Raw genomic sequence first — 19,889 nt, forward strand, 5'->3', positions numbered from 1 at the left:
CCGTCGCCCATGAAAAGGCCCGCACTCGGCGGGCCTTTTCATCTCTCGCACCCGAGAGGATCAGAACTGGTAGGTCAGCCCCAGGTTGTAGCGGCGTCCATCCAGCACTGTGCCATAGCTGGCGTAATCCACCCTCTTGTCCAGCAGGTTGTAGATGCCGGCGGTGACGCTCAGCGCCTGATTGGCCTTGTAGACCAGGCCGGTGTCGAAGAAGGTGTAGGAGGGGGTGCCCTCGGCCATCTTGACCCGGCTCAGGTAGTCCGAGGTCTTGCTGCGGAAGTTGACCCTGGACCAGAGGCCGACCGCCTCGCTGGTCTGCCAGTCGACCGTGGTGTTGAACATGTGGCGCGGCATCTGGTTCAGTGCCAGGCCCGCCATGGGGCCGCTCTTCTGCTCGGACTGGGTGAAGGTGTAGCTGGAGGCCAGGGACCACTGCGGGTTGATGGCCCAGTTGGCCGTGCCTTCCACCCCGCGCATGTTGGCCTCGTCGACGTTGATGCGATCGCTGATGAAGTCATAGCTGTGACCGTTCAGGGTGCAGGCGGGATCCTGCTTGCTGGTGCAGCGACGGGTCTCGGCAATCTTGTCCTTGAAGTCGGTATTGAACAGGGTCAGCCCGGCGTTGAGCCCCTGCCTGCCATCCCACAACAGGGCGATTTCCTCACTGACGCTCTTCTCCGGCTGTAGGGCCGGGCTGCCGACCAGCATGCCATCCTGGGTGCCGCCGCCGGTGGCCTGGCCCCAGTTGGCCGCTGACATGCGCAGATCGGGGGAGCGGTAGCCGGTGGAGACGCCTCCCTTCAGGGTCCAGAACTCGGCGGGGTGCCAGACCCCGTAGAGACGTGGACTCCAGTGGCTGCCGTAGTTCTGATCCCTGTCCATGCGCACGCCGCCGGTGAGGGCGAAGCTGTCGGTCAGGGCCCACTCGTCCTCCACGAACAGGGCCCAGCTCCAGCGGGTCAGCTGGTCGGCGCGATTGGCCACATTCAGCTGGTTGCCCTGATCCTGCAGATCCTCGTAGCGGTATTGGCCGCCGACACTGAGGTAGTGATCCCCCAGGACGATCTGGGTATGGGTGTCGGCTATGGTGTTGATCATCTTCATCTGCCGACCCGGGTTGGTACTCTCTTCCCGTTGCAGATAGCTGGTGGAGGAGCCGAAGTCGTAGCGGCCGTCGTGGGTGATGGCGTAGTTGGTGCGCTCGTAGGTGCTCAGGTTAGGTTTGGCCTTGGCCGAAATGGACTCACCCGGCGTGCGATCCCTGTCCTGCAGGCCGCGGCTCACCTCGAAGTCGACGCTGTTGTGCTCGTCCGGGGTCAGGCTGAACACTGCGGTGCCGCTGCGCATCTCCTGCTCGGCGAAGCCATTCTCGAACTGATCCTCGCCGCGATAGGAGAGTTGGCCGTTCAGGCGCATCCCAAGCAGCCCGTCCACCAGGGCGCCAGCGGTGTAGGCATCGCTCTGGAAGAGATCACCGGAGGCCTTGTTCTCCTGGAAGGTGCTGTCGGCATGCACCGACCCCTGCCATGCCGTCATGCTGGTGCTCTTGCGGGTGATGACGTTGATGACGCCCCCCATGGCGTCCGAGCCGTAGCGGGAGGACATGGGGCCCCGCACCACCTCGATCCGCTCTATGGCTTGCAGCGGCGGCAACCAGCCCTGCTCTATGCCGGGGCCGTCGCTGTTGGGACGGGTGCCACGGCTGTCGACCCGCTTGCCGTCCACCAGCATCAGTGTGTACTTGGCTCCCATGCCGCGGATGCTGATGTCGCTGCTGCTGCCACCTCCGGTGATCACCACCCCGGGGACGTCTTTCAGGGCATCGGTCACGTCACGGTAGGCGCGCTTCTCCAGCTGTTCCCGGGTCACGACCGAGATGGAGGCGGCAGAGTCTTCGATCTTCTGCTGGAAACCCGAGGCGGTGATCACCATGACTTCGTTCTGGCTGGCGTGGGCCTGGCTGGCCAGTGCGGCGACGATCAGGGTGGCGAGAGGGGTAATGGGGATGTTAGTCATGAAAACCTGAACTCCTGGGAAGGAAAGTTTCTCAACCCGCCACTGAGTCCCGGGATCTTGGTGTCGCACTGGGACGGCGGAGCTGAGCCTCAAATGGATGACATTTGTCGGCAGGCATTCTAGGCAAATAAGAACCAAATGCAATTGATATTGGTTATCATTTGCATTTTGTTCGGTAAGAGGGGGCAGTTTTGGCAGGGGAGAGCGGTAATGATGGGAATCCAGATAACAAAAAACCCGCCGAGGCGGGTTTTTTCAATTCTTGCAGAAGGACTTTTCGATTGACGAAAAGGCTTCCTGGCTTGAATTACAGACCAACTACGTTGGCAGCAGCCGGGCCTTTCTGGCCTTGCTCGATGGTGAACTCAACGCGCTGACCTTCGTCCAGGGTTTTGAAGCTGGTGGACTGGATAGCGGAGAAGTGTACGAACACGTCTTTGCCACCGTCAGCCGGGGAGATGAAGCCAAAACCTTTCTCAGCGTTGAAGAACTTTACGGTACCAGTCATTTTGTTAGACATAATAATTTCCTTGAATAGTGATGTTGAAACGCTACGTGTGTAGCAATCCATGATTTTTCGTCAGCAATACGTATGGGGAGCACTAAAGAAGGAGAATTATTTGGCGAGAATCATCTGGGACAACTCTATGCACAAATCACTGCTTTAAAATGACTGCCTAACATAATCAGGTCTGAACTACCGAACCATCGAAATCGATTAGAACACGCTCACTCCGCCATGGCAATCTTTATCTTGGTATTAATTCCGACCCGGCGAGGGAGTGTCAGCGTTTTTTCTTGATAAAATCGTTTTATACCAGAAGGTTATCTAACAATTTCCGGTATGGAAAAGGGAAGTATGCAGGTCCATGTCCGGGTGGCAGCACAAGCATCCGGACATGGGAGACAGAAATTATCGCTTGCTGCGGTACTTGTTGCTGACGGAGTCCGCCCAGTTGAAGGTCTCGGGCAGCACCTGATTCTTGGCCCGCTCCTTGGCCTTCTCCCGCGCCAGTGCGGAGGCCGCCTTGGCTGCCTTGGCGCGATCCTCGGCGATTTTCAGGCGCCCTTCCTCGCGGATGCGGTTGCGTTCCCCATTGCTCAGTTGATGATCTGCATGGGCCTGGGCCTTTTGGAGCAGCAGGGTGATCTCGGCCTTTTCGGCGTCGGTGAGGTCCTTCATTTCCAGCTTTTTCATGGCGTGCTCCTGCGGCAGGTGATGGTTCACCCTACCACACCTGCCGGCCGTTTATTGGGCCGACTCTCCACCGGATGTGCCGAAGGGAATCGTCCTCTTGTTAACCATGCCCGCTCCCCAGCACGAAGGGCATGATGCCCTGCTCTATTGCAGATGGCGTGGGAGTGTTCGATGCTCATCTCTGCCGGCCTGACGGCTGCGCAGATCGTGAAAGCCGCCATGCTCCGGGCAGCACTCCTCGATCACTTGGGTGGTGATGGCCAGCTCTTCCTTGTCCATGCTGTGGTCCAGCAGGGGTTGGAAGGCCTGCTTCAGCATGGCGATCGCCTCCTTGAGGATGAACAGGGCGACACAGATGGCAACAATGGGATCCAGCAGATAGAGGTTGTAGCCCAGTCTGGCGGCAATCCAGATACCGAGCAGGCCGACGGCGACCCCGAGCGAGGTCAGTACGTCCGCCTTCAGGTGCAGTGCACGCCAGGGCCACGGACTCTTCTTCCTTGGCCACCCGGTAGAGGTAGGCGGAGACGCCGCTGTTGACCAGCGCCGAAAACAGCATGTCGGGGTAGGTGTAATCAATTTGCCGACGGCCTCGAATATTATCCAGCCGGCTGCCAGCAGGATCAGCAGCGCTTCGATCACGCCGGAGACGTTTTCAATTTTGTCATGAGGCTGGATCGATTTACCGGTGGATGGCGAGTGAATGGGGTATGCTGGTCAAGGAGATATTGGAGCAAACTGAGACCAAGTTGATCCTTATTCTCGCTGGAATATTTTCACAAATAGGGCTGGATAATATCAGCTTGTCCAGGGAGGTGCTGCTTTGGGTTGTAACTTTTTGTTTCTGGCGATAGTGAGAATGCATCACACCAAGCGTACTGAAGTTGATGATTCGGATGGCATGCTGGATCCCTATGTGGCTCCAACTGTCTGGATAACATTTTTGGAGTTTGATGATGAGTAACAAAGAACATCACAACGGCAAAGATGCCAAGAAAAAACCGCAGATGTCACTGAAAGAGAAGCGCGAAGCCAAACGTCAGAAAGCAGATCTGAAAAACGGCAGCGCAATGAAGTAACGCTCCACTACTGCTGTTCCTTGGAGCCAGTACAAAGCCAGCCCTTACCGGCTGGCTTTTATGTTTTCAGGAGGCTCAGGGCGTGGCGCCGTAAGCCGCGAAAAATCTGGCGATAGCGGCCATCGGCCCGCATTGCCTCAAGGCGTTCATCAAACAGGTTGCGGACATCGGCCGCACGGAAGGCAAAGTGATAGACGGTGGGTGGGAAGAGGTCCGTATTGCCTGACCCGCGCTCGTAGCGCTCGCCCGTCTGGGGTGCGGCCAGCTGGTCCAGATAGTAGTAGAACACCCGCTCCTCCAGTACCACAGCATCGACCCTGCCGCGCATCAACTGATGCACCTGCCCCTGCTGCTTGGCCACTTCCTCATAGTGGGGATTCTGGTTGGCCATGGTGGCGAACGCGCCCCCCAGCATGATCCTTGCCCGTTGAAAGGCGGTGACTCGCTTGGCTGCAGTCGTCCAGGGTACTGATATGGGTGCTGCGCAGGGTGAAGACCCGGTTATGGAAGGTAATGACGGGCCGGGACAGAAAGTGGGACGTCGTGCAACCATGCCGGGTTTGACGTTGATGATGGCATCCAGCTTGCCGGACTCCAGCATGCGGAAGGTCCGCTCCAGCGGCAGAAATTCAAAGCTGGGCTCATAGCCGCTGTCCGGCGAACGCCTCTTTCAGCAGAGGTCGAGCTCGATGCCGCGATCCTCGTGCGTGATCACATAAGGAGGGATGGCGAAGCTCACCCCCACTCGCAGCGGCTTGGCGATCAGAGGGGCGGCAAACACCAGCAAGATGAGGCACAGCAGGCGACCAAGGTGATTCATGCAGGTTCTCGGGGAAGTGACTAGTCCCGAGAATAGCCACAAGTCAGGGCGAGGGAGAGGGTAAGGTGCGGATCGTTGCAACAACATAATGAGGGAGGGGATGAATGCGTCAGAAACAGACAAAAAGGCCCTGAGTCATCAGGGCCTGGGTGTCGATTTAGAACGGGATATCGTCGTCGAAATCCATCGGCGGTTCGTTGTAGACCGGCGGTGCAGACTGCGGCTGCTGGGCCGGACGACTGTAACCACCCTGTGGCTGCATATTCTGCTGCGGGGCTGCGGCCGGGCGCTGCATCGCTTGCTGGGGGGCGGCCTGTTGCGGCTGGCCCCAGTTGCCCTGGGACTGTTGACCGCCCATGCCCTGGCCGGCGCCGCCTTGCGGACGGCCACCCAGCATCTGCATCACGCCGGTGAAGCTGTCGACCAGCACCTCTGTGGTGTAACGCTCCTGGCCACCCTGATCCTGCCACTTGCGGGTCTGCAGCTTGCCTTCGACATAGACCTGGGAACCCTTCTTCAGGTACTCGCCCGCCACTTCGGCCAGCTTGCCCATGAAGACCACACGGTGCCACTCGGTACGCTCTTTCTGCTCACCGGTCTGCTTGTCGCGCCAGGTGTCGGAGGTGGCCAGGGTGATGTTAGTCACGGCACCGCCGCTCGGCATGTAGCGCACTTCCGGGTCTTGCCCCAGGTTACCGATCAGAATGACTTTGTTGATGCCTCGACTGGCCATAATCTCTCTTCCACCCTTATGTATACCGGCCAGGCCAAATGCCTGGTCCCATTCAATATGTCGTTTGTTTGCAATGAGATGCGCGCCACGGATGGACCTCATCTTCACGCATGTCACGGCTGTGCCAGATTCAACCGACGCGTTTATCGGCCATCCGCCGCAGCGTTTGCCCGCAATAATACCAGTTGGCGGAGATGAGCGCACACCTTCCTGTCCCGGCGAGCACCAAACCCCGCCGCTGGCGTCCGAGTAACTTACCCGAGGTATGGCCCCACCAGCAAGGGGACGACGGGGCAGAGTTGCTGCATCGACGGCCAAGGCCTGCTATGGTGCTGGTCGGCACTACTTAACCCCCCAAATGGGGGGTGTGTGCTAGTCATTTGTATTGGTTGGAAAATTGCTGAGCTTCAAAGGAATCACAGCGGCGTCTAATACTTTTTTAATGCTGCAGCCAGGAGGGGGATTGGTACTCTTCCTTGCCGAAAAGCCCCGACTCGAATGTGCAAGGAAGTTCTCTTGATGACGCCCGAATACCCCTTAGTGCTGATCACCGAAAATAATGCACAAGCCAGCAGTTTCCAGCGTCACCTCAGCGAACAGCTTGGTTTGTCCATCTTGCTGGTGGGGGAGATAGAGGCCCTGCCCGAACCCGCCGAAACCTCTGCCCAGACGCTGCTGCTGATCGATCTGGACTATCTGAAGTCGGCTCAGCAGGCGGATTGGAGCAAGGCCATCTGCAGCCGCTTCGGCGAGGCCAGTGCCGTGTTGCTCAACGCCCCGACCAGCACGGACAGGGAGTTGCTGCTGATGTGGCCCCACACCAGCGGGCTCTTCTTCCGCCAGGACAACCTGGATCGGCTGGTGATCGGCATCCGCAAGGTGTTGCAGGGGGAGTACTGGATCCCGCGCCATCTGCTGTGCGATCTGGTGGATTACTACCGCAAGGGGAGCGGCCAGCCCCTGCGCAACCAGACGTTGCTGACGGCCCGTGAGCAGGAGATAGTCCGCCACCTGATGACCGGGGCCTCCAATACCGAGATCGCCGACAGCCTGTTCGTGAGCGAGCACACCATCAAGTCCCACCTCTATAACGTGTTCAAGAAGTTGAACGTCAAGAACCGCCTGCAGGCGGTGAGCTGGGCCAAGGAGTATCTCTGAGAGCCGGGATGGGATGATAAAAGCCTGTCTATTCATCCAGTAGTCTCTATGCCATACTGGCCCGCTCTGGTTCCCGTATCGAGCGCGCAACAAGATGGAAAAAATCGTGATCCGGGGTGCCCGCACCCACAACCTCAAAAACATCAACCTGACTCTGCCCCGTGACAAGCTCATCGTGGTCACCGGCCTGTCAGGTTCCGGTAAGTCCTCCCTGGCGTTCGATACCCTCTATGCCGAAGGCCAGCGCCGCTACGTGGAGTCTCTCTCCGCCTATGCCCGCCAGTTCCTCTCACTGATGGAGAAGCCGGACGTGGACCATATCGAGGGGCTGTCGCCTGCCATCTCCATCGAGCAGAAGTCCACCTCCCACAACCCGCGCTCGACCGTCGGCACCATCACCGAAATTTACGACTACCTGCGCCTGCTGTTTGCCCGGGTCGGTGAGCCCCGCTGCCCGACCCACGCCATCCCGCTCGCCGCCCAGACCATCAGCCAGATGGTGGATCAAGTGCTGGCCCAGCCCGAAGGCACCAAGCTGATGCTGTTGGCGCCCGTGGTGCGCAATCGCAAGGGGGAGCACAGCAAGCTGCTGGAGAACCTGGCGGCCCAGGGCTATATCCGCGCCCGCATCGATGGGGAGGTGTGCGATCTTTCCGATCCTCCCTCGCTGGAGCTGCACAAGAAGCACACCATCGAAGTGGTGGTGGACCGCTTCAAGGTGCGGGATGACCTGGCACTGCGCCTCGCCGAATCCTTCGAGACGGCACTGACCCTCTCCGGCGGCATAGTCCTGGTGGCTCCCATGGACGGAGAGGAGGGGGTTGCCCCCCTGATCTTCTCCGCCAACTTCGCCTGCCCCGAGTGCGGCTACTCCATGTCGGAGCTGGAGCCGCGCATCTTCTCCTTCAACAACCCGGCCGGAGCCTGCCCCACCTGCGACGGCCTGGGGGTGCAGCAGTACTTCGATCCCGCCAAGCTGATCCACGATCCTAGCCAGAGCCTGGCCGGTGGCGCCATCCGCGGTTGGGACAAGCGCAGCTTCTATTACTTCCAGATGCTGAAATCCCTCTCCGAGCACTACAAGTTCGATCTGGAGGCGCCCTGGGAAGACCTGCCGGTCAAGACCCAGGAGGTGATACTGCGCGGCTCCGGTCGCACCGAGATCGAGTTCCGCTACATGAACGACCGCGGCGATGTGGTGGTGCGCAAGCATCCGTTCGAGGGGATACTGCACAACATGGAGCGCCGCTACCGGGAAACCGAATCCAACTCGGTGCGGGAAGAGCTCTCCAAGTACATTGCCAACAAGTCCTGTACCAGCTGTGGTGGCAGCCGGCTGCGGGAAGAGGCGCGCCATGTCTTCGTGGACAACCGCAACCTGCCGGCCATCGCCGAGCAGTCCATCGGCGATGCGCTCGCCTTCTTCGAGGGGTTGAACCTGAGCGGCCAGCGCGCCCAGATTGCCGAGAAGATCCTCAAAGAGATAGTCGAGCGGCTCGGCTTCCTGGTGAACGTCGGCCTCAACTATCTGAGCCTGTCCCGCAGCGCCGAGACCCTCTCCGGCGGGGAGGCGCAGCGGATCCGGCTGGCCAGCCAGATCGGCGCCGGTCTGGTGGGGGTGATGTATGTGCTGGATGAGCCTTCCATCGGCCTGCACCAGCGCGACAACGAGCGGCTGCTCAAGACCCTGACCCACCTGCGCGATCTGGGCAACACCGTCATAGTTGTGGAGCACGACGAGGATGCCATCCGCCTCGCCGACCATGTGCTCGACATAGGCCCGGGGGCTGGCGTGCACGGCGGCGCCATAGTCGCGCAGGGGACACCGGAGGAGATCATCGCCAACCCCGCCTCGCTGACCGGTGACTACCTCTCCGGCCGCAAGCAGATCGCCATTCCTGATGAACGCACGCCGCTCACCGGCAAGTGGTTGAAACTCAAGGGGGCGAGCGGCAACAACCTGCGCAACGTCAACCTGGATCTGCCCATAGGGGTGATGACCTGCGTCACCGGGGTCTCAGGCTCAGGCAAGTCGACCCTGATCAACGACACCCTGTTCCGCATCGCCCACCGGGAGCTGAACAAGGCAACCGAGTCCACCCCGGCGCCCTATCGCGAGGTGGAAGGGCTGGAGCACCTGGACAAGGTGGTGGATATCGATCAGAGCCCCATAGGTCGAACTCCGCGCTCCAACCCGGCCACCTATACAGGTCTGTTCACCCCGATCCGCGAGCTGCTCTCCGGTACCCAGGAGGCGCGGTCACGTGGCTACCTGCCGGGTCGCTTCTCCTTCAACGTCAAGGGGGGCCGCTGCGAGGCGTGCCAGGGGGATGGCGTCATCAAGGTGGAGATGCACTTCCTGCCGGATGTCTACGTGCCGTGCGACGTCTGCAAGGGCAAGCGCTACAACCGCGAGACCCTGGAGGTGAAGTACAAGGGCAAGAACATCCACGAGATCCTCGAGATGACGGTGGAAGATGCCCGCGAATTCTTCGACCCCGTCCCTGCGGTGGCGCGCAAGCTGCAAACCCTGATGGACGTGGGTCTCTCCTATATCCGGCTCGGCCAGTCGGCCACTACCCTGTCGGGGGGCGAGGCGCAGCGGGTCAAGCTGGCGCGGGAGCTCTCCAAGCGCGACACCGGCCAGACCCTCTACATCCTGGACGAGCCGACCACGGGTCTGCACTTCCACGACATCCAGCAACTGCTCAAGGTGCTGCACCAGCTGCGGGATCGGGGCAACACCATAGTCATCATCGAGCACAACCTGGACGTCATCAAAACCGCCGACTGGATCGTCGATCTGGGGCCGGAAGGGGGCGCCGGTGGCGGCCGCATCCTGGTGACCGGCACGCCGGAGGAGATGAGCCGTTGCAAGGAGTCGCACACGGCGCGCTTCCTGGCCCCCTTGCTGAACAAGTGAGGGCAAGTCAGACAGACAAGGGGCCTTGGCCCCTTTTTTGTGGGCGATCGCCGGAGATGGAGGGGCATTGGGATCCGCCTCGGCGGCGGGCGCAGACACTGAGACTGACTGAATGCGGCATTGGGTCGGGCAGGGCAAGCTCCACACTGATGGTGTGAGTTGTGACTCTGGGGTGTCAGTGGGCCAGCATCAGGAAGGCGAGGGCGAACAGAAAACCGAGCAGGATAAACAGGAAGGAGCCTATGCCCCAGATGGCTGCCAGGATGCCGATGATTTTGTCTTTGCGTGTTTGTGGTTTCATAAAGATTAAATTACAGCATGGCTACATTGCTTTAATAAAATACGCTGGCCGGCATCATTAAACAACAGAGAAATGGGAATATGGGCACCCTTAAGGTGTATTTGGTTGCTATTTTAAATCGGATGTCATTGCGTATTTATATTTCAACCGTCTGTATTTAAATGATTTTCAGGTGTTATTTGTCAGTTTTTTGGCTATCTGAAGCTGCTGTGTACATCCATCTATTTCTTGATAACTATTGAGCTAAATCAATAACCACTCATTCACATCCTTTTATAGTTTTCGGGCTTACAACATAGAAAGAAAACAAAAAGGAATTATGTGATGAAAAAAGTGCTTCCTCTCCTGATCGCAGCCGCTTTTGCTTCCCCTGCCGCCATGGCCCATCAGGCCGGTGACATCCTGGTGCGTGGCGGCCTGGCCTTCGTCTCTCCCCAGACCAGCAGTGACGACGTTCTGGGCACCGGCGAACTGGATATCGACAGCAATATGCAGCTGGGGCTGACCCTCTCCTACATGCTGACGGACAACTGGGGCGTCGAGTTGCTGGCGGCGACGCCTTTCTCCCACTCGGTGTCGACCCCGGGGCTGGGTGAGGTCGCCAAGGTCAAGCACCTGCCGCCGACCCTGATGGCGCAGTACTACTTCGGGGATGCCAACAGCAAGGTGCGTCCCTATGTCGGTGCCGGCATCAACTACACCACCTTCTTCGATGAAGAGGGCCGTGGTGCCCTGGCGGGCACGGATGTGAGCGTTGACTCCTCCTGGGGGCTGGCGGGTCAGGTGGGCCTGGACATGGCGATCAACGACCGCTGGTTCGTTAACGCCTCCGCCTGGCTCATCGACATCGACACCGACGTGCACACCGCAGTGGGCACCATCAATACCTCTATAGATCCGGTTGCTTTCATGTTCGGCGTCGGCTACCGCTTCTGATGACAAGGTTGGCCGCCACAAGGCCATGACAACCAAGCATGTCTCTTTGGCCCGGCTCTGTTCGGGCCCTTTTCTGTCCGGCTCGGGGAAATAACCGTGATCCGGCCCCCCATGGCGTCACTTATTGCTCTTCCATTGCCTCAACTTGCCGATAGCCTCTGCGTTCACCCCTTTATTTCCCAACGAGTGAGGATGTCTCCATGGGTTTATCTATCGTGCAGCGGATCATCGCCGGATTTGTGCTGATGTTGCTGCTGCTGGTTCTGCTGGGCTTCATCAGTATTCTGAAGATCCGGGGAATCAATGAGGGGCTCTCCCAGGTATCGGATCGTGCCACTCCCCTGGTGATCGCCGTCGCCGGGCTCAAGGGAGCCCTTCAGGACAGCAACCGCTGGGTGCTGACCTACAGGACCAGCGAAGATGCCACCCAGTTGCCGCAGCTGGCCAGCCAGTTCAAGGCGCAGCAGGCGCGCTTCCTGGCCCAGAGCCAGGAGATGGCCCGCTTCAACGACGTGGCCGAGGCGGGCGAGCGCTTTCGTCAGGTAGATGGGGCCACCCGGGAGTTCTACGGTCTGGCGGATCAGGTGTTGAGCCAGCATGGCCAGTGGATAGCCGCCCTCGATCGGCGTCATGAGCTGGAGCTGGCCTTTATCCGGCTGGAAGATACCTATCAGTGGGCCGCCGATCTGCTGTTGCAGCAGACCGCCAGCAAGCGATCCATGCGCAACAAGGCCGAACTCATCACCTCCGGCATAGCCCGGGATCTGAAGAACATCCGTCGGGCCGACGCCAAGACAGATCTCAACGAACTGGAGAAGGTGCTCGCCAAGGATATAGAGATGGCGCGCAAGCGGCTCGAGCGGGTGCTGGTGCCCGATGATGTGAGGCAGCGTTTCGTCGTCAATCTGGACAGGATGCAGGAGCTGGCGCTTGGCCCGCAGGGGCTGCTGGCCACCATGCGCCATGCCCAGCAGCTTGCGGCATCGCTGCAAACCTTGAATCAGCAGCTCGATACCAGCCTGGTCAACAGCCTGGCGCTGCTGGACGAGATGGGCAAGTCGGCGGGCAGCATCGCCAGCCAGAGCCGGATCGGTGCCGATGACGCCGTCAGCAGTGCCAGCTTCTGGATCCTGATCGTCTCCGCCATCTCCGCCGCTGCCGCGCTCATCATCGGTTACACCACGGCGCGCAGCATACAGCGCCCGTTACAGCTGATCGATCGGGCACTGGATCGCATGGCCACCGGGGACATGACCCGGCGCATCGACTACCAGAGCCGCTGTGAATTCGGCAGCCTGACCCGCTCCATCAACACCCTGGCGGACAAGACAGGGGAGCTGCTCTCCCAGATCAACGCCGGTTCCCGCCATCTGGTGGAGGAGGCGAGCCGCGCCGCCGAGATCAGCGAGCGCGCCATGTCCAGGGTACAGGATCAGAAGAGCCAGACCGACCAGGTCGCCGCCGCCATCACCGAGCTGGAAGTGAGCGCCACCGAGGTGGCCCGCTCCACCGATGGTACCAAGCGCGAGGTGGATCTGGCCGACGAGGAGGCTCGCGCCGGTCGCAAGCAGGTGGCGACCACGCGCCAGATCACCGAACAGCTGGCGGGCGCCATGGAGGAGGCGGTCGGCATCACTCACAAGCTGGGGGAATTCAGCAACAACATCGGCAGCATTCTGGATGTGATCCGCAGCATTGCCGAGCAGACCAACCTGCTGGCACTGAATGCGGCCATCGAAGCGGCACGGGCCGGTGATGCCGGCCGCGGCTTTGCCGTGGTGGCTGACGAGGTGAGGGCGCTGGCAAACCGGACCCAGACCTCGACCGAGGAGATCCAGGCCATGATCGAGAATCTGCAGAGCTCCAGCAAGCATGTGGTGGAGGTGATGGCGCGCAGCCAGGAGCAGACCCAGGGTTGCGTGTCGCAGACCCGGGCCATGGATCAGGCGCTGCAATCCATCGCCGAGCGGATGAGTGCCATCAAGTCGATGGCGGATCAGGTCGCCCATGCGGCCCAGGAACAGATCTCGGTCAGTCAGGGGGTGGCCCGTCATATCGCTGGCATTGCGGACGTGGCCTACGAGACCGAACGGGAGGCCCGTGAATCGGCAGGCAGCAGTGAAGTACTGGCGGAACTGGTCGCCAAGCAGCAGCAATTGATCGCTCATTTCAAGGTGTAGGAGGACTTATGGCTAACAAGTGGATCGGGGCCCTGAGTCTCCTGTTGTGTGGCCAGCTGATGGCCAGCGAGCTGGTGATCGAAAGCTGGCGGATAGATGACAAGGCCCTGTGGGAGGAGAAGATCATTCCCGCCTTCGAGGCCGCTCACCCGGGTATCCAGGTGAGCTTCAACGGGGTGCAGAACGTCGAATACATGCCGACCCTCTGGGCCAGCCTGAAGGCGGGCAAGGCCGGGGATCTCATCACCTGCCGTCCGTTCGACGACTCCCTGGCCCTGTTCAAGGCGGGTCATCTGGCGGAGCTGAGCGAGATGGCCGGGATGGAGAACTTCCCGAGCTTTGCCCAGTCCCCCTGGCAGACCGATAGCGGCGCCCAGACCTTCTGCGTGCCCATGGCCTCCGTCATTCACGGCTTCTTCTACAACAAGCAGATCTTCAGTGAGCTGGGGCTGACGGTGCCGCAGACCCGGGACCAGTTCTTCGCCGTGCTCGACAAGCTGAAGGCGGATGGCCGCTATGTGCCGCTGGCCATGAGTGGCAGTGAGAGCTGGGTCGCCTCCGAGCTGGGCTTCCAGAACATAGGCCCCAACTACTGGAAAGGGGAGGATGGCCGGCTGGCGCTGATCGCGGGCCAGGAGCGGCTCGACAACCCGCAATACGTCAAGGTGTTCGAGGAACTGGCCCGCTGGCGTGCCTATCTCGGCGAGGGGGGCGAGGGTCGTGACTACGCCACCACCAACGAGCTGTTCACCTCAGGCAAGGCCGCCTTCTATGCGGCCGGCTCCTGGGAGATAGCCCCCTTCACCGGCAAGGTGGACTTCGGTGTCATGCGCCCCCCTGTGGCCAAACAGGGTGATGGTTGCTTCTTTACCGATCACACCGACATCGGCATGGGGATGAACCCGGCCAGCAAGAACAAGGAGGCCGCCATGACCTTCCTGCAGTGGTTGACTACCTCCCAGTTTGCCGAGCTCTATACCAACTCGCTGCCGGGGTTCTTCTCCCTCTCCAACCACTTCTTCGAGGCCACCAACCCGGCGGCCAAAGAGATGATGGAGTGGCGGGATCAGTGTGACTCCACCATCCGGGTCGCCACCCAGATCCTCTCTCGCGGCACCCCCAAGCTCGGGGATGAGCTGGCCGAGGTGAGCCAGGGGGTGTTGCTCGGCACCATGGCACCGCAAGCCGCCGCCGATCGGCTGGAGCAGGGACTGAAGGGCTGGTACGCCCCTCATCAGAGCCAGCAGGCCAAGGCCCTGGACTGCCAATGCGCGGCTCCCGCCGCCGTCTCTGCTGCTCCCGCCACGGTTGAGTCTGTCATCGCTGCGCCATCCGCGGCCATCTCGACCGAGCTGAATGCGTCCCCCGCGCCTGCGGCTGTTGCTCCCTCAGCGGCGGCCTCGACCGACGTCGAGCAGGCGCTTGCCAGCGAGCTGGAAGCGCCGCAGCCCTGAATGGCAGCACCATGAAAAAAACGGGAGGCATCAGCCTCCCGTTTTCATTTGTGTCAGACACCTACGGCTGCTGAGCCCAGCGGCACAGGCTGCCGATGCGCGCCACCGGGACGAAGCCCAGGGCGCGGTAGACCCGCTGGGCGTGGTAGTGCTCGTCGGCCACTATGATGAGCCGCCTGGCCCGCTCGAACCCCTGGCGGGCGACCTGGCTCAGCAGCTGACGACAGAGGCCCCGGTTGCGCCAATCCTGATGGGTGCGTACCAGCTGAAAGCGCCCCATGGTGCCGGTGAAGAAGAGGCCGCAGCTGGCCACCAGACGATCCCCCTGCCAGATCCCCCACCATTGTCCCAACCCATCGGCGATCATGGCCTGATAGAGGTCGCGCCGTGACTGAAGGTAGGCAAGGTAGCTCGCCTCCCCATGGCCCGAGTCCCTGTCATCGAGCTCCAGGGTCAGCCAGTCATCCCAGTCGGCGGGGGTGAAGGGGCGGGCCGGGGCGAGATCCTGGTCGCTCGGGGCCTGCCAATCGGTGGCCCCCAGCGCCAGCACCACGCACTCCATGTACTGGTATCCCGCCGCCACGAAGCCGGCGACCCGGCTGTTCTGTCCCTCGGCCAGCGGCCACTGGAAGGTGCGATGGCGGATCCTGGGATCCTGGCCGATCAGCTTGTCGAAGCTGACTTCGAGCCAACCCTTGTCGCGGTCGCTGGGCGGAGTGGGGAGCAGCAGATAGTTGCCGAAGTAGTAATCCGGGGCGGTCGGGGTGCGCACGGCCCAGAACCCTTCATGGTCCGTCACCTCGCCCTGATAGCGATCGAACAGCAAATCGGTGGCAAAACCGGGGTGATCTTCCATGACAAGGCTCCTGCAAATGCTTGAATTGATTATCGGCAGGGAGGGGGAGAAGTTAAAAAAAGGCCGGGAAACCCGGCCAAACAATCACACGCAGATTCAGAACGTCCAGGACGATCCGCCCGCATCATAGCGTGCCTGAGGCCATTTTGGGATGGGGCCCGCCGTTACTTGGGTCGAATTGCAAAATAAAAAAAATCGTTTATCCCGCCTTCGTGGGCAAATCGATGTTGACTTTGATCCGTTTTCTCATAAAGATAGAAAGACGTTTAGACGTCCAAACATCCGTTTTGACGTACAGGAATCGGTTGTAGGACAGGGAGAGAGCAGATGGGATTTCACAGCGCGCGTCAGGTTGAGGCACTCAACCAGAGTCTGGCTGACTTGGGTAACAACATTTCGGTCAGCTTCGAGTTTTTTCCCCCCAACAGCGAAGGGATGGAGAATACCCTCTGGCAATCCATCGAACGACTGCAGGTGCTGGAACCCAAGTTTGTCTCCGTGACCTATGGCGCCAACTCGGGCACCCGGGATCGTACGCACAAGGTGATCAAGGACATCAAGGAGCGCACCGGCCTCATCGCCGCACCGCACCTGACCTGTATCGATGCCAGCCGCGACGAGCTGAGAACCATTGCCCGTGACTACTGGAACAGCGGCATTCGCCACATAGTGGCACTGCGCGGTGACCTGCCCCCCGGACTCGACAAGCCGGACATGTATGCCACCGATCTGGTCGCCCTGCTCAAGTCCGAGGCCGACTTCGACATCTCGGTGGCCGCCTATCCGGAGGGCCACCCCGAAGCCAGGAGCGCGCAGTCCGACCTGCTCAACCTCAAGCGCAAGATAGATGCCGGTGCCAACCGCGCCATTACCCAGTTCTTCTTCGATGTGGAGACCTACCTGCGCTTTCGTGATCGCTGCGCCGCCATCGGCATCGATGCCGAGATAGTGCCGGGGATACTGCCGGTCTCCAATTTCCAGACGCTCAACAAGTTTGCCGGCTTTACCAACGTGAAGATCCCGCGCTGGATGCACCAGCGGTTCGAAGGGCTGGATAACGATCAGATGACCCGCAACATGGTGGGCGCCAGCATCGCCATCGATCAGGTGCGGGTGCTGAGCCAGGAAGGGGTGAAGGATTTCCACTTCTATACCCTGAACCGCTCCGAACTGACCTACGCCATCTGCCATACCCTGGGAGTCAGGCCGAAAGGCCAGGCCTGATCCCCATCAGTCAGAAACGAGAAAAGCCAATGAGTTGCCTCATTGGCTTTTTGCTATGGGTGATGATCAGGGTCTGGTCGGCTGGATCTCCTTGGGCTCCAGCGTGATGACCGCATTGCCGGCGGCGCCGGGATACTGGTGGTAGCTCTGGTCCTGCTCCAGGGTGTAGAAGGTGTCCAGGTAGTCGTCGTTGTTGGTCATCCAGGAGTCGGGCAGCGCCTTGACGATGCGGCCGCCGAGATCGAGGAAGGGGAGGGCTTCCGGCACGCCGCCGGCGGTGAAGCCGAGCTTCAGCGCCTCGATCAGCAGGGCGCTCAGCTCCTTGTAGTTGACGTTGTCATCCTGCTCCATCATGACGAGGTCGACCGCGCCCCAGCGATAGCGATCCCAGTACACCAGGATCTGGTTCGGGCTGTAATCCGTGTTGTCATGGTCGAGGTAGGGCATGTCGACTATGTCCACCACAGGTTCGTCCCGGCCGGGATTGACCCCGGCCACGACGGCGTAGACCTCGGCGGCGCCGAGCAACCAGGGCTCCTGATCATCGCTGAGCCTGATCTTCTTGAGAATGCTGGTCTTGAGGGGCGCCGTGTTGTCGGCAGCACGAGGGGCCACTTGCATGTCGGCGGCAGCCAGCGCCTTGCGCATCACCTTCAGACCGGCATTCTTGGCCTTGACGGGATCGGCCTCCACTACCAGCACGGGTCGCGCCGGTGGCTGGTTCACATCGAGGTAGACCGGATTGCCGGCGCCATCGAAGGCTTCGATGGCGCTCCAGCTCTTCTCATCGCCGCTCGGCACGTAGGCAATCAGCGGCTCTGCTCCTTGCTTGAGCGCATTGGCCTGCTCGGGGTTGGCCAGTCGCAACTGCATCACTTGCTTGACTTCACCCTCCAGCCCTTGCCGGTTGATGGCGGCCTGATTGGCATCTGTGGCCTGCCGTTTGAGGCGTGGGCTCGCCTTTTGCAGCAGGTTGGGCAGCGGACTCTGGTACTCCTGATTGGCGAGCAGGGGCAGCAGATTCTTCTGCTGCAGTGCGAGCTGGCGTGCCAGCTCCCTGTCCGTGTCGGCAGCATGGGCACTGGCGGTGCCCAGCAGGGTCAGCAATAAAATGACAGCCTGATTCCTCATTATTGTTCTCCGTTACATGAACCTGACAGAGGCACGCATCCGGGAAGAGTGGTGTCCTGACACCACTAGAGGAAAATTAGTTTCACTTGTGAATCATTTTATCTGGATAGTGTGCAGAGGCTCATGCCTTGAGGTTCAATTGGTTCAGGTTGTCGATATAATTGGACTGATGCAGCGCCAGACCGATCAGCAATCCCCAGCAGGCTGCCGCGATGCCGAGCAGGCTGATCCCGGACGCGGTAATGATAAAGGTGAGCAGCGCAGCTTCTCGCTGTTTCATCCTGCTGCAAGGCAGAGTGCAGGCTGCTGCCTATGGTGCCGAGCAGGGCCAGCCCGGCGACGCAGGTGACAAGGGCGGCCGGGAAGGCGCTGAACAGGGCGGCCACGGTTGCGCCGAAGCAGCCGGTCAGCAGGTAGAAGCAACCCGCCCAAACCGCAGCAGGCCAGCGGCGCTTGGCGTCCGGATCCACCTCTTTGCCCATGCAGATGGCGGCAGTGATGGCGGCCAGGTTGAAGGCATAGCCGCCAAAAGGGGCGAGCAGCAGGCCGGTCAGGCCAGTCCAGCTGATCAGGGAGGAGGTAGAAGGCTGATAGCCATGGGCTCGCAAGATGGCAATGCCCGGCATGTTTTGCGATGTCATGGTGACGATGAACAGCGGCAGCGCGATACCAAACAGGGCATTGATGGAAAAGGCTGGCCATGTCCAGACCGGGCTGGCGAGTTGCCAGTGAAAGGTGCCAGTCAGCTGCAACTCCCCTCGCACGCTGCAGAGCAGCATGCCGGTGGCCAGGACCAGCACCATGGTATAGCGGGGCCAGAGGTGGCGGCCAAGCAAGAAAGCCAGCAACAAGGCGCCAAGCAGCAGGGGATCCTGTGGGGCCACCTTGAACAGGTCCAGCCCGAATCTGAGCAGTACCCCGGCCAGCATGGCGGCGGCCAGCGGAGCTGGAATGTGGCGCATCAGCCTGTCAAACCAGCCGCTGATGCCGCACAGGGTGATCAGCAAGGAGGAGATGATGAAGGCACCTATGGCCTCCGCCAGGCTGAAATTGTCCAGGCTGGTGATAAGCAGGGCGGCCCCCGGCGTTGACCAGGCGGTCAGCACGGGGATGCGGTAATAGAGGGAGAGGCCGATGCAGCTTACGCCCATACCGATACCCAGCGTCCATAGCCAGGAGGCGACTTGAGCAGTATCAGCACCCGCCGCCGTGGCGGCCTGGATGATCAGGATGACGGAGCTGGTGTAGCCGACCATCACGGCGATAAAGCCTGCGACCAGATGGGGGAGGGCGAAGGGCATGATTCTTCCTCTTGGTGTTGTGACGCGCTGTGCGTTATTACGTACAATTCAGCTTTGACTATATCGCTGTGCGCTATAGCGCACAAGGCGCATCATGCAAGAGTAATAAAGAGGCAGTTCATGCAAGAGATGAATCAGCATCTGGCTGCTCGATCTGAAGGGGTTGCGCAGCGAACTGGGCTGGAGCCTGGATGCCGCGGCGCGCGAAACGGGTGTGAGCAAGGCGATGCTGGGGCAGATTGAGCGGGGAGAGTCCAGCCCGACGGTGGCGACGCTGTGGAAGATCGCCACCGGTTTTCGGGTCTCCTTTTCCAGTTTTATCGAGCCCACACCCGGCAGCGCAGGCAGAGGTGCTCTATCGCACCGCCGATGCCATTCGCCAGCAGCCAGCGGGAGAGGGCATGCAAGTGGCCCCCCTCTTCCCTTATGAGAAGCGGTTTGGTTTTGAATTGTTTGAACTGACCCTGTTGCCGGGTTACCAGCGTGAATCCGAGCCCCATGAGCCCGGGAGTGACCGAGCATGTCATCGTCATCAGCGGCGTGATGGAGGTGCTGGTGGAAGGGGAGTGGCGCTCACTG

The 19,889-nt window shown here is 60.5% G+C and carries 14 protein-coding genes and 4 pseudogenes (1 of these 18 only partly in view); 8 read left to right on the forward strand and 10 right to left on the reverse strand.

Features of this window, described 5'->3' with window-relative positions; translation table 11 throughout:
- Positions 1-60: 60 nt before the first annotated feature.
- The 4 genes and pseudogenes from ACF2JD_RS12625 to ACF2JD_RS12640 all read right to left on the reverse strand — a co-directional run.
- Entirely contained in the window at positions 61-2,016 is a 1,956-nt protein-coding gene (locus ACF2JD_RS12625) for a ligand-gated channel protein (protein WP_111911738.1), read from the reverse strand.
- Between the two features lie 307 nt (positions 2,017-2,323).
- The gene (cspE, locus tag ACF2JD_RS12630; RefSeq protein ID WP_025328559.1) at positions 2,324-2,536 is read right to left on the reverse strand and encodes a transcription antiterminator/RNA stability regulator CspE; all 213 of its coding nucleotides are present in this window, start codon (positions 2,534-2,536) and stop codon (positions 2,324-2,326) included.
- Positions 2,537-2,929: 393 nt separating this feature from the next.
- Positions 2,930-3,214 carry a DUF3811 domain-containing protein gene (gene yjbD / locus ACF2JD_RS12635; protein ID WP_440987551.1) on the reverse strand — a complete coding sequence of 95 codons (285 nt, stop codon included), beginning with the start codon at positions 3,212-3,214 and terminating at the stop codon, positions 2,930-2,932.
- A gap of 26 nt (positions 3,215-3,240) precedes the next feature.
- Positions 3,241-3,883 (reverse strand): annotated as a pseudogene (locus ACF2JD_RS12640) (cation diffusion facilitator family transporter); the annotation flags it as partial.
- A gap of 287 nt (positions 3,884-4,170) precedes the next feature.
- Between ACF2JD_RS12640 and ACF2JD_RS12645 the strand changes: the two are divergent.
- Positions 4,171-4,293, forward strand: coding sequence for a hypothetical protein (locus tag ACF2JD_RS12645; protein ID WP_111809286.1), 123 nt, complete (start codon positions 4,171-4,173; stop codon positions 4,291-4,293).
- A gap of 75 nt (positions 4,294-4,368) precedes the next feature.
- Here ACF2JD_RS12645 and ACF2JD_RS12650 read toward each other — a convergent pair.
- Positions 4,369-5,113 (reverse strand): annotated as a pseudogene (locus ACF2JD_RS12650) (substrate-binding periplasmic protein).
- Between the two features lie 157 nt (positions 5,114-5,270).
- The gene (locus tag ACF2JD_RS12655) at positions 5,271-5,846 is read right to left on the reverse strand and encodes a single-stranded DNA-binding protein (protein WP_139744800.1); all 576 of its coding nucleotides are present in this window, start codon (positions 5,844-5,846) and stop codon (positions 5,271-5,273) included.
- A 519-nt stretch (positions 5,847-6,365) separates the two neighbouring features.
- On the opposite strand from ACF2JD_RS12655, the gene ACF2JD_RS12660 reads away from it, so the two are divergent.
- Positions 6,366-7,004 (forward strand): LuxR C-terminal-related transcriptional regulator, encoded by a 639-nt coding sequence (locus ACF2JD_RS12660; protein ID WP_162472085.1) that lies wholly within the window; start codon positions 6,366-6,368, stop codon positions 7,002-7,004.
- A 94-nt stretch (positions 7,005-7,098) separates the two neighbouring features.
- Positions 7,099-9,927 (forward strand): excinuclease ABC subunit UvrA, encoded by a 2,829-nt coding sequence (uvrA, locus tag ACF2JD_RS12665; protein WP_111911710.1) that lies wholly within the window; start codon positions 7,099-7,101, stop codon positions 9,925-9,927.
- A 175-nt stretch (positions 9,928-10,102) separates the two neighbouring features.
- On the opposite strand, the gene ACF2JD_RS12670 is transcribed toward uvrA, so the two are convergent.
- Positions 10,103-10,228 carry a hypothetical protein gene (locus tag ACF2JD_RS12670; RefSeq protein WP_005328766.1) on the reverse strand — a complete coding sequence of 42 codons (126 nt, stop codon included), beginning with the start codon at positions 10,226-10,228 and terminating at the stop codon, positions 10,103-10,105.
- 324 nt (positions 10,229-10,552) lie between these two features.
- Here ACF2JD_RS12670 and ACF2JD_RS12675 point away from each other — a divergent pair, with 324 nt between their 5' ends.
- The 3 genes from ACF2JD_RS12675 (at position 10,553) to ACF2JD_RS12685 (ending at position 14,798) form a co-directional block, all read left to right on the forward strand.
- Positions 10,553-11,164, forward strand: coding sequence for an OmpW family outer membrane protein (locus ACF2JD_RS12675; RefSeq protein WP_025328553.1), 612 nt, complete (start codon positions 10,553-10,555; stop codon positions 11,162-11,164).
- Between the two features lie 200 nt (positions 11,165-11,364).
- The gene (locus tag ACF2JD_RS12680; protein ID WP_163149461.1) at positions 11,365-13,344 is read left to right on the forward strand and encodes a methyl-accepting chemotaxis protein; all 1,980 of its coding nucleotides are present in this window, start codon (positions 11,365-11,367) and stop codon (positions 13,342-13,344) included.
- Positions 13,345-13,352: 8 nt separating this feature from the next.
- Positions 13,353-14,798, forward strand: coding sequence for an extracellular solute-binding protein (locus ACF2JD_RS12685; protein WP_440987552.1), 1,446 nt, complete (start codon positions 13,353-13,355; stop codon positions 14,796-14,798).
- 61 nt (positions 14,799-14,859) lie between these two features.
- Here ACF2JD_RS12685 and ACF2JD_RS12690 read toward each other — a convergent pair whose 3' ends face one another.
- Positions 14,860-15,654: a GNAT family N-acetyltransferase gene (locus ACF2JD_RS12690; RefSeq protein WP_440987553.1), complete on the reverse strand. Its 795-nt coding sequence runs from the start codon at positions 15,652-15,654 to the stop codon at positions 14,860-14,862.
- A gap of 327 nt (positions 15,655-15,981) precedes the next feature.
- Between ACF2JD_RS12690 and metF the strand changes: the two genes are divergently transcribed.
- Positions 15,982-16,878 carry a methylenetetrahydrofolate reductase gene (gene metF, locus ACF2JD_RS12695; protein WP_025328549.1) on the forward strand — a complete coding sequence of 299 codons (897 nt, stop codon included), beginning with the start codon at positions 15,982-15,984 and terminating at the stop codon, positions 16,876-16,878.
- Positions 16,879-16,944: 66 nt separating this feature from the next.
- Here the strand turns inward: metF and ACF2JD_RS12700 are convergent, their stop codons facing one another.
- Together ACF2JD_RS12700 and ACF2JD_RS12705 are read right to left on the reverse strand one after the other, a co-directional pair.
- Positions 16,945-18,009 carry a DUF3103 family protein gene (locus ACF2JD_RS12700; RefSeq protein WP_440987554.1) on the reverse strand — a complete coding sequence of 355 codons (1,065 nt, stop codon included), beginning with the start codon at positions 18,007-18,009 and terminating at the stop codon, positions 16,945-16,947.
- A gap of 121 nt (positions 18,010-18,130) precedes the next feature.
- A pseudogene (locus ACF2JD_RS12705) lies at positions 18,131-19,310 on the reverse strand (benzoate/H(+) symporter BenE family transporter).
- A gap of 120 nt (positions 19,311-19,430) precedes the next feature.
- On the opposite strand from ACF2JD_RS12705, the pseudogene ACF2JD_RS12710 reads away from it, so the two are divergent.
- A pseudogene (locus ACF2JD_RS12710) lies at positions 19,431-19,889 on the forward strand (helix-turn-helix domain-containing protein) (it continues 114 nt past the right edge of the window).

The sequence above is a fragment of the Aeromonas ichthyocola genome, assembly GCF_046087985.1.
In the GTDB taxonomy this organism is placed as follows: domain Bacteria; phylum Pseudomonadota; class Gammaproteobacteria; order Enterobacterales; family Aeromonadaceae; genus Aeromonas; species Aeromonas rivipollensis.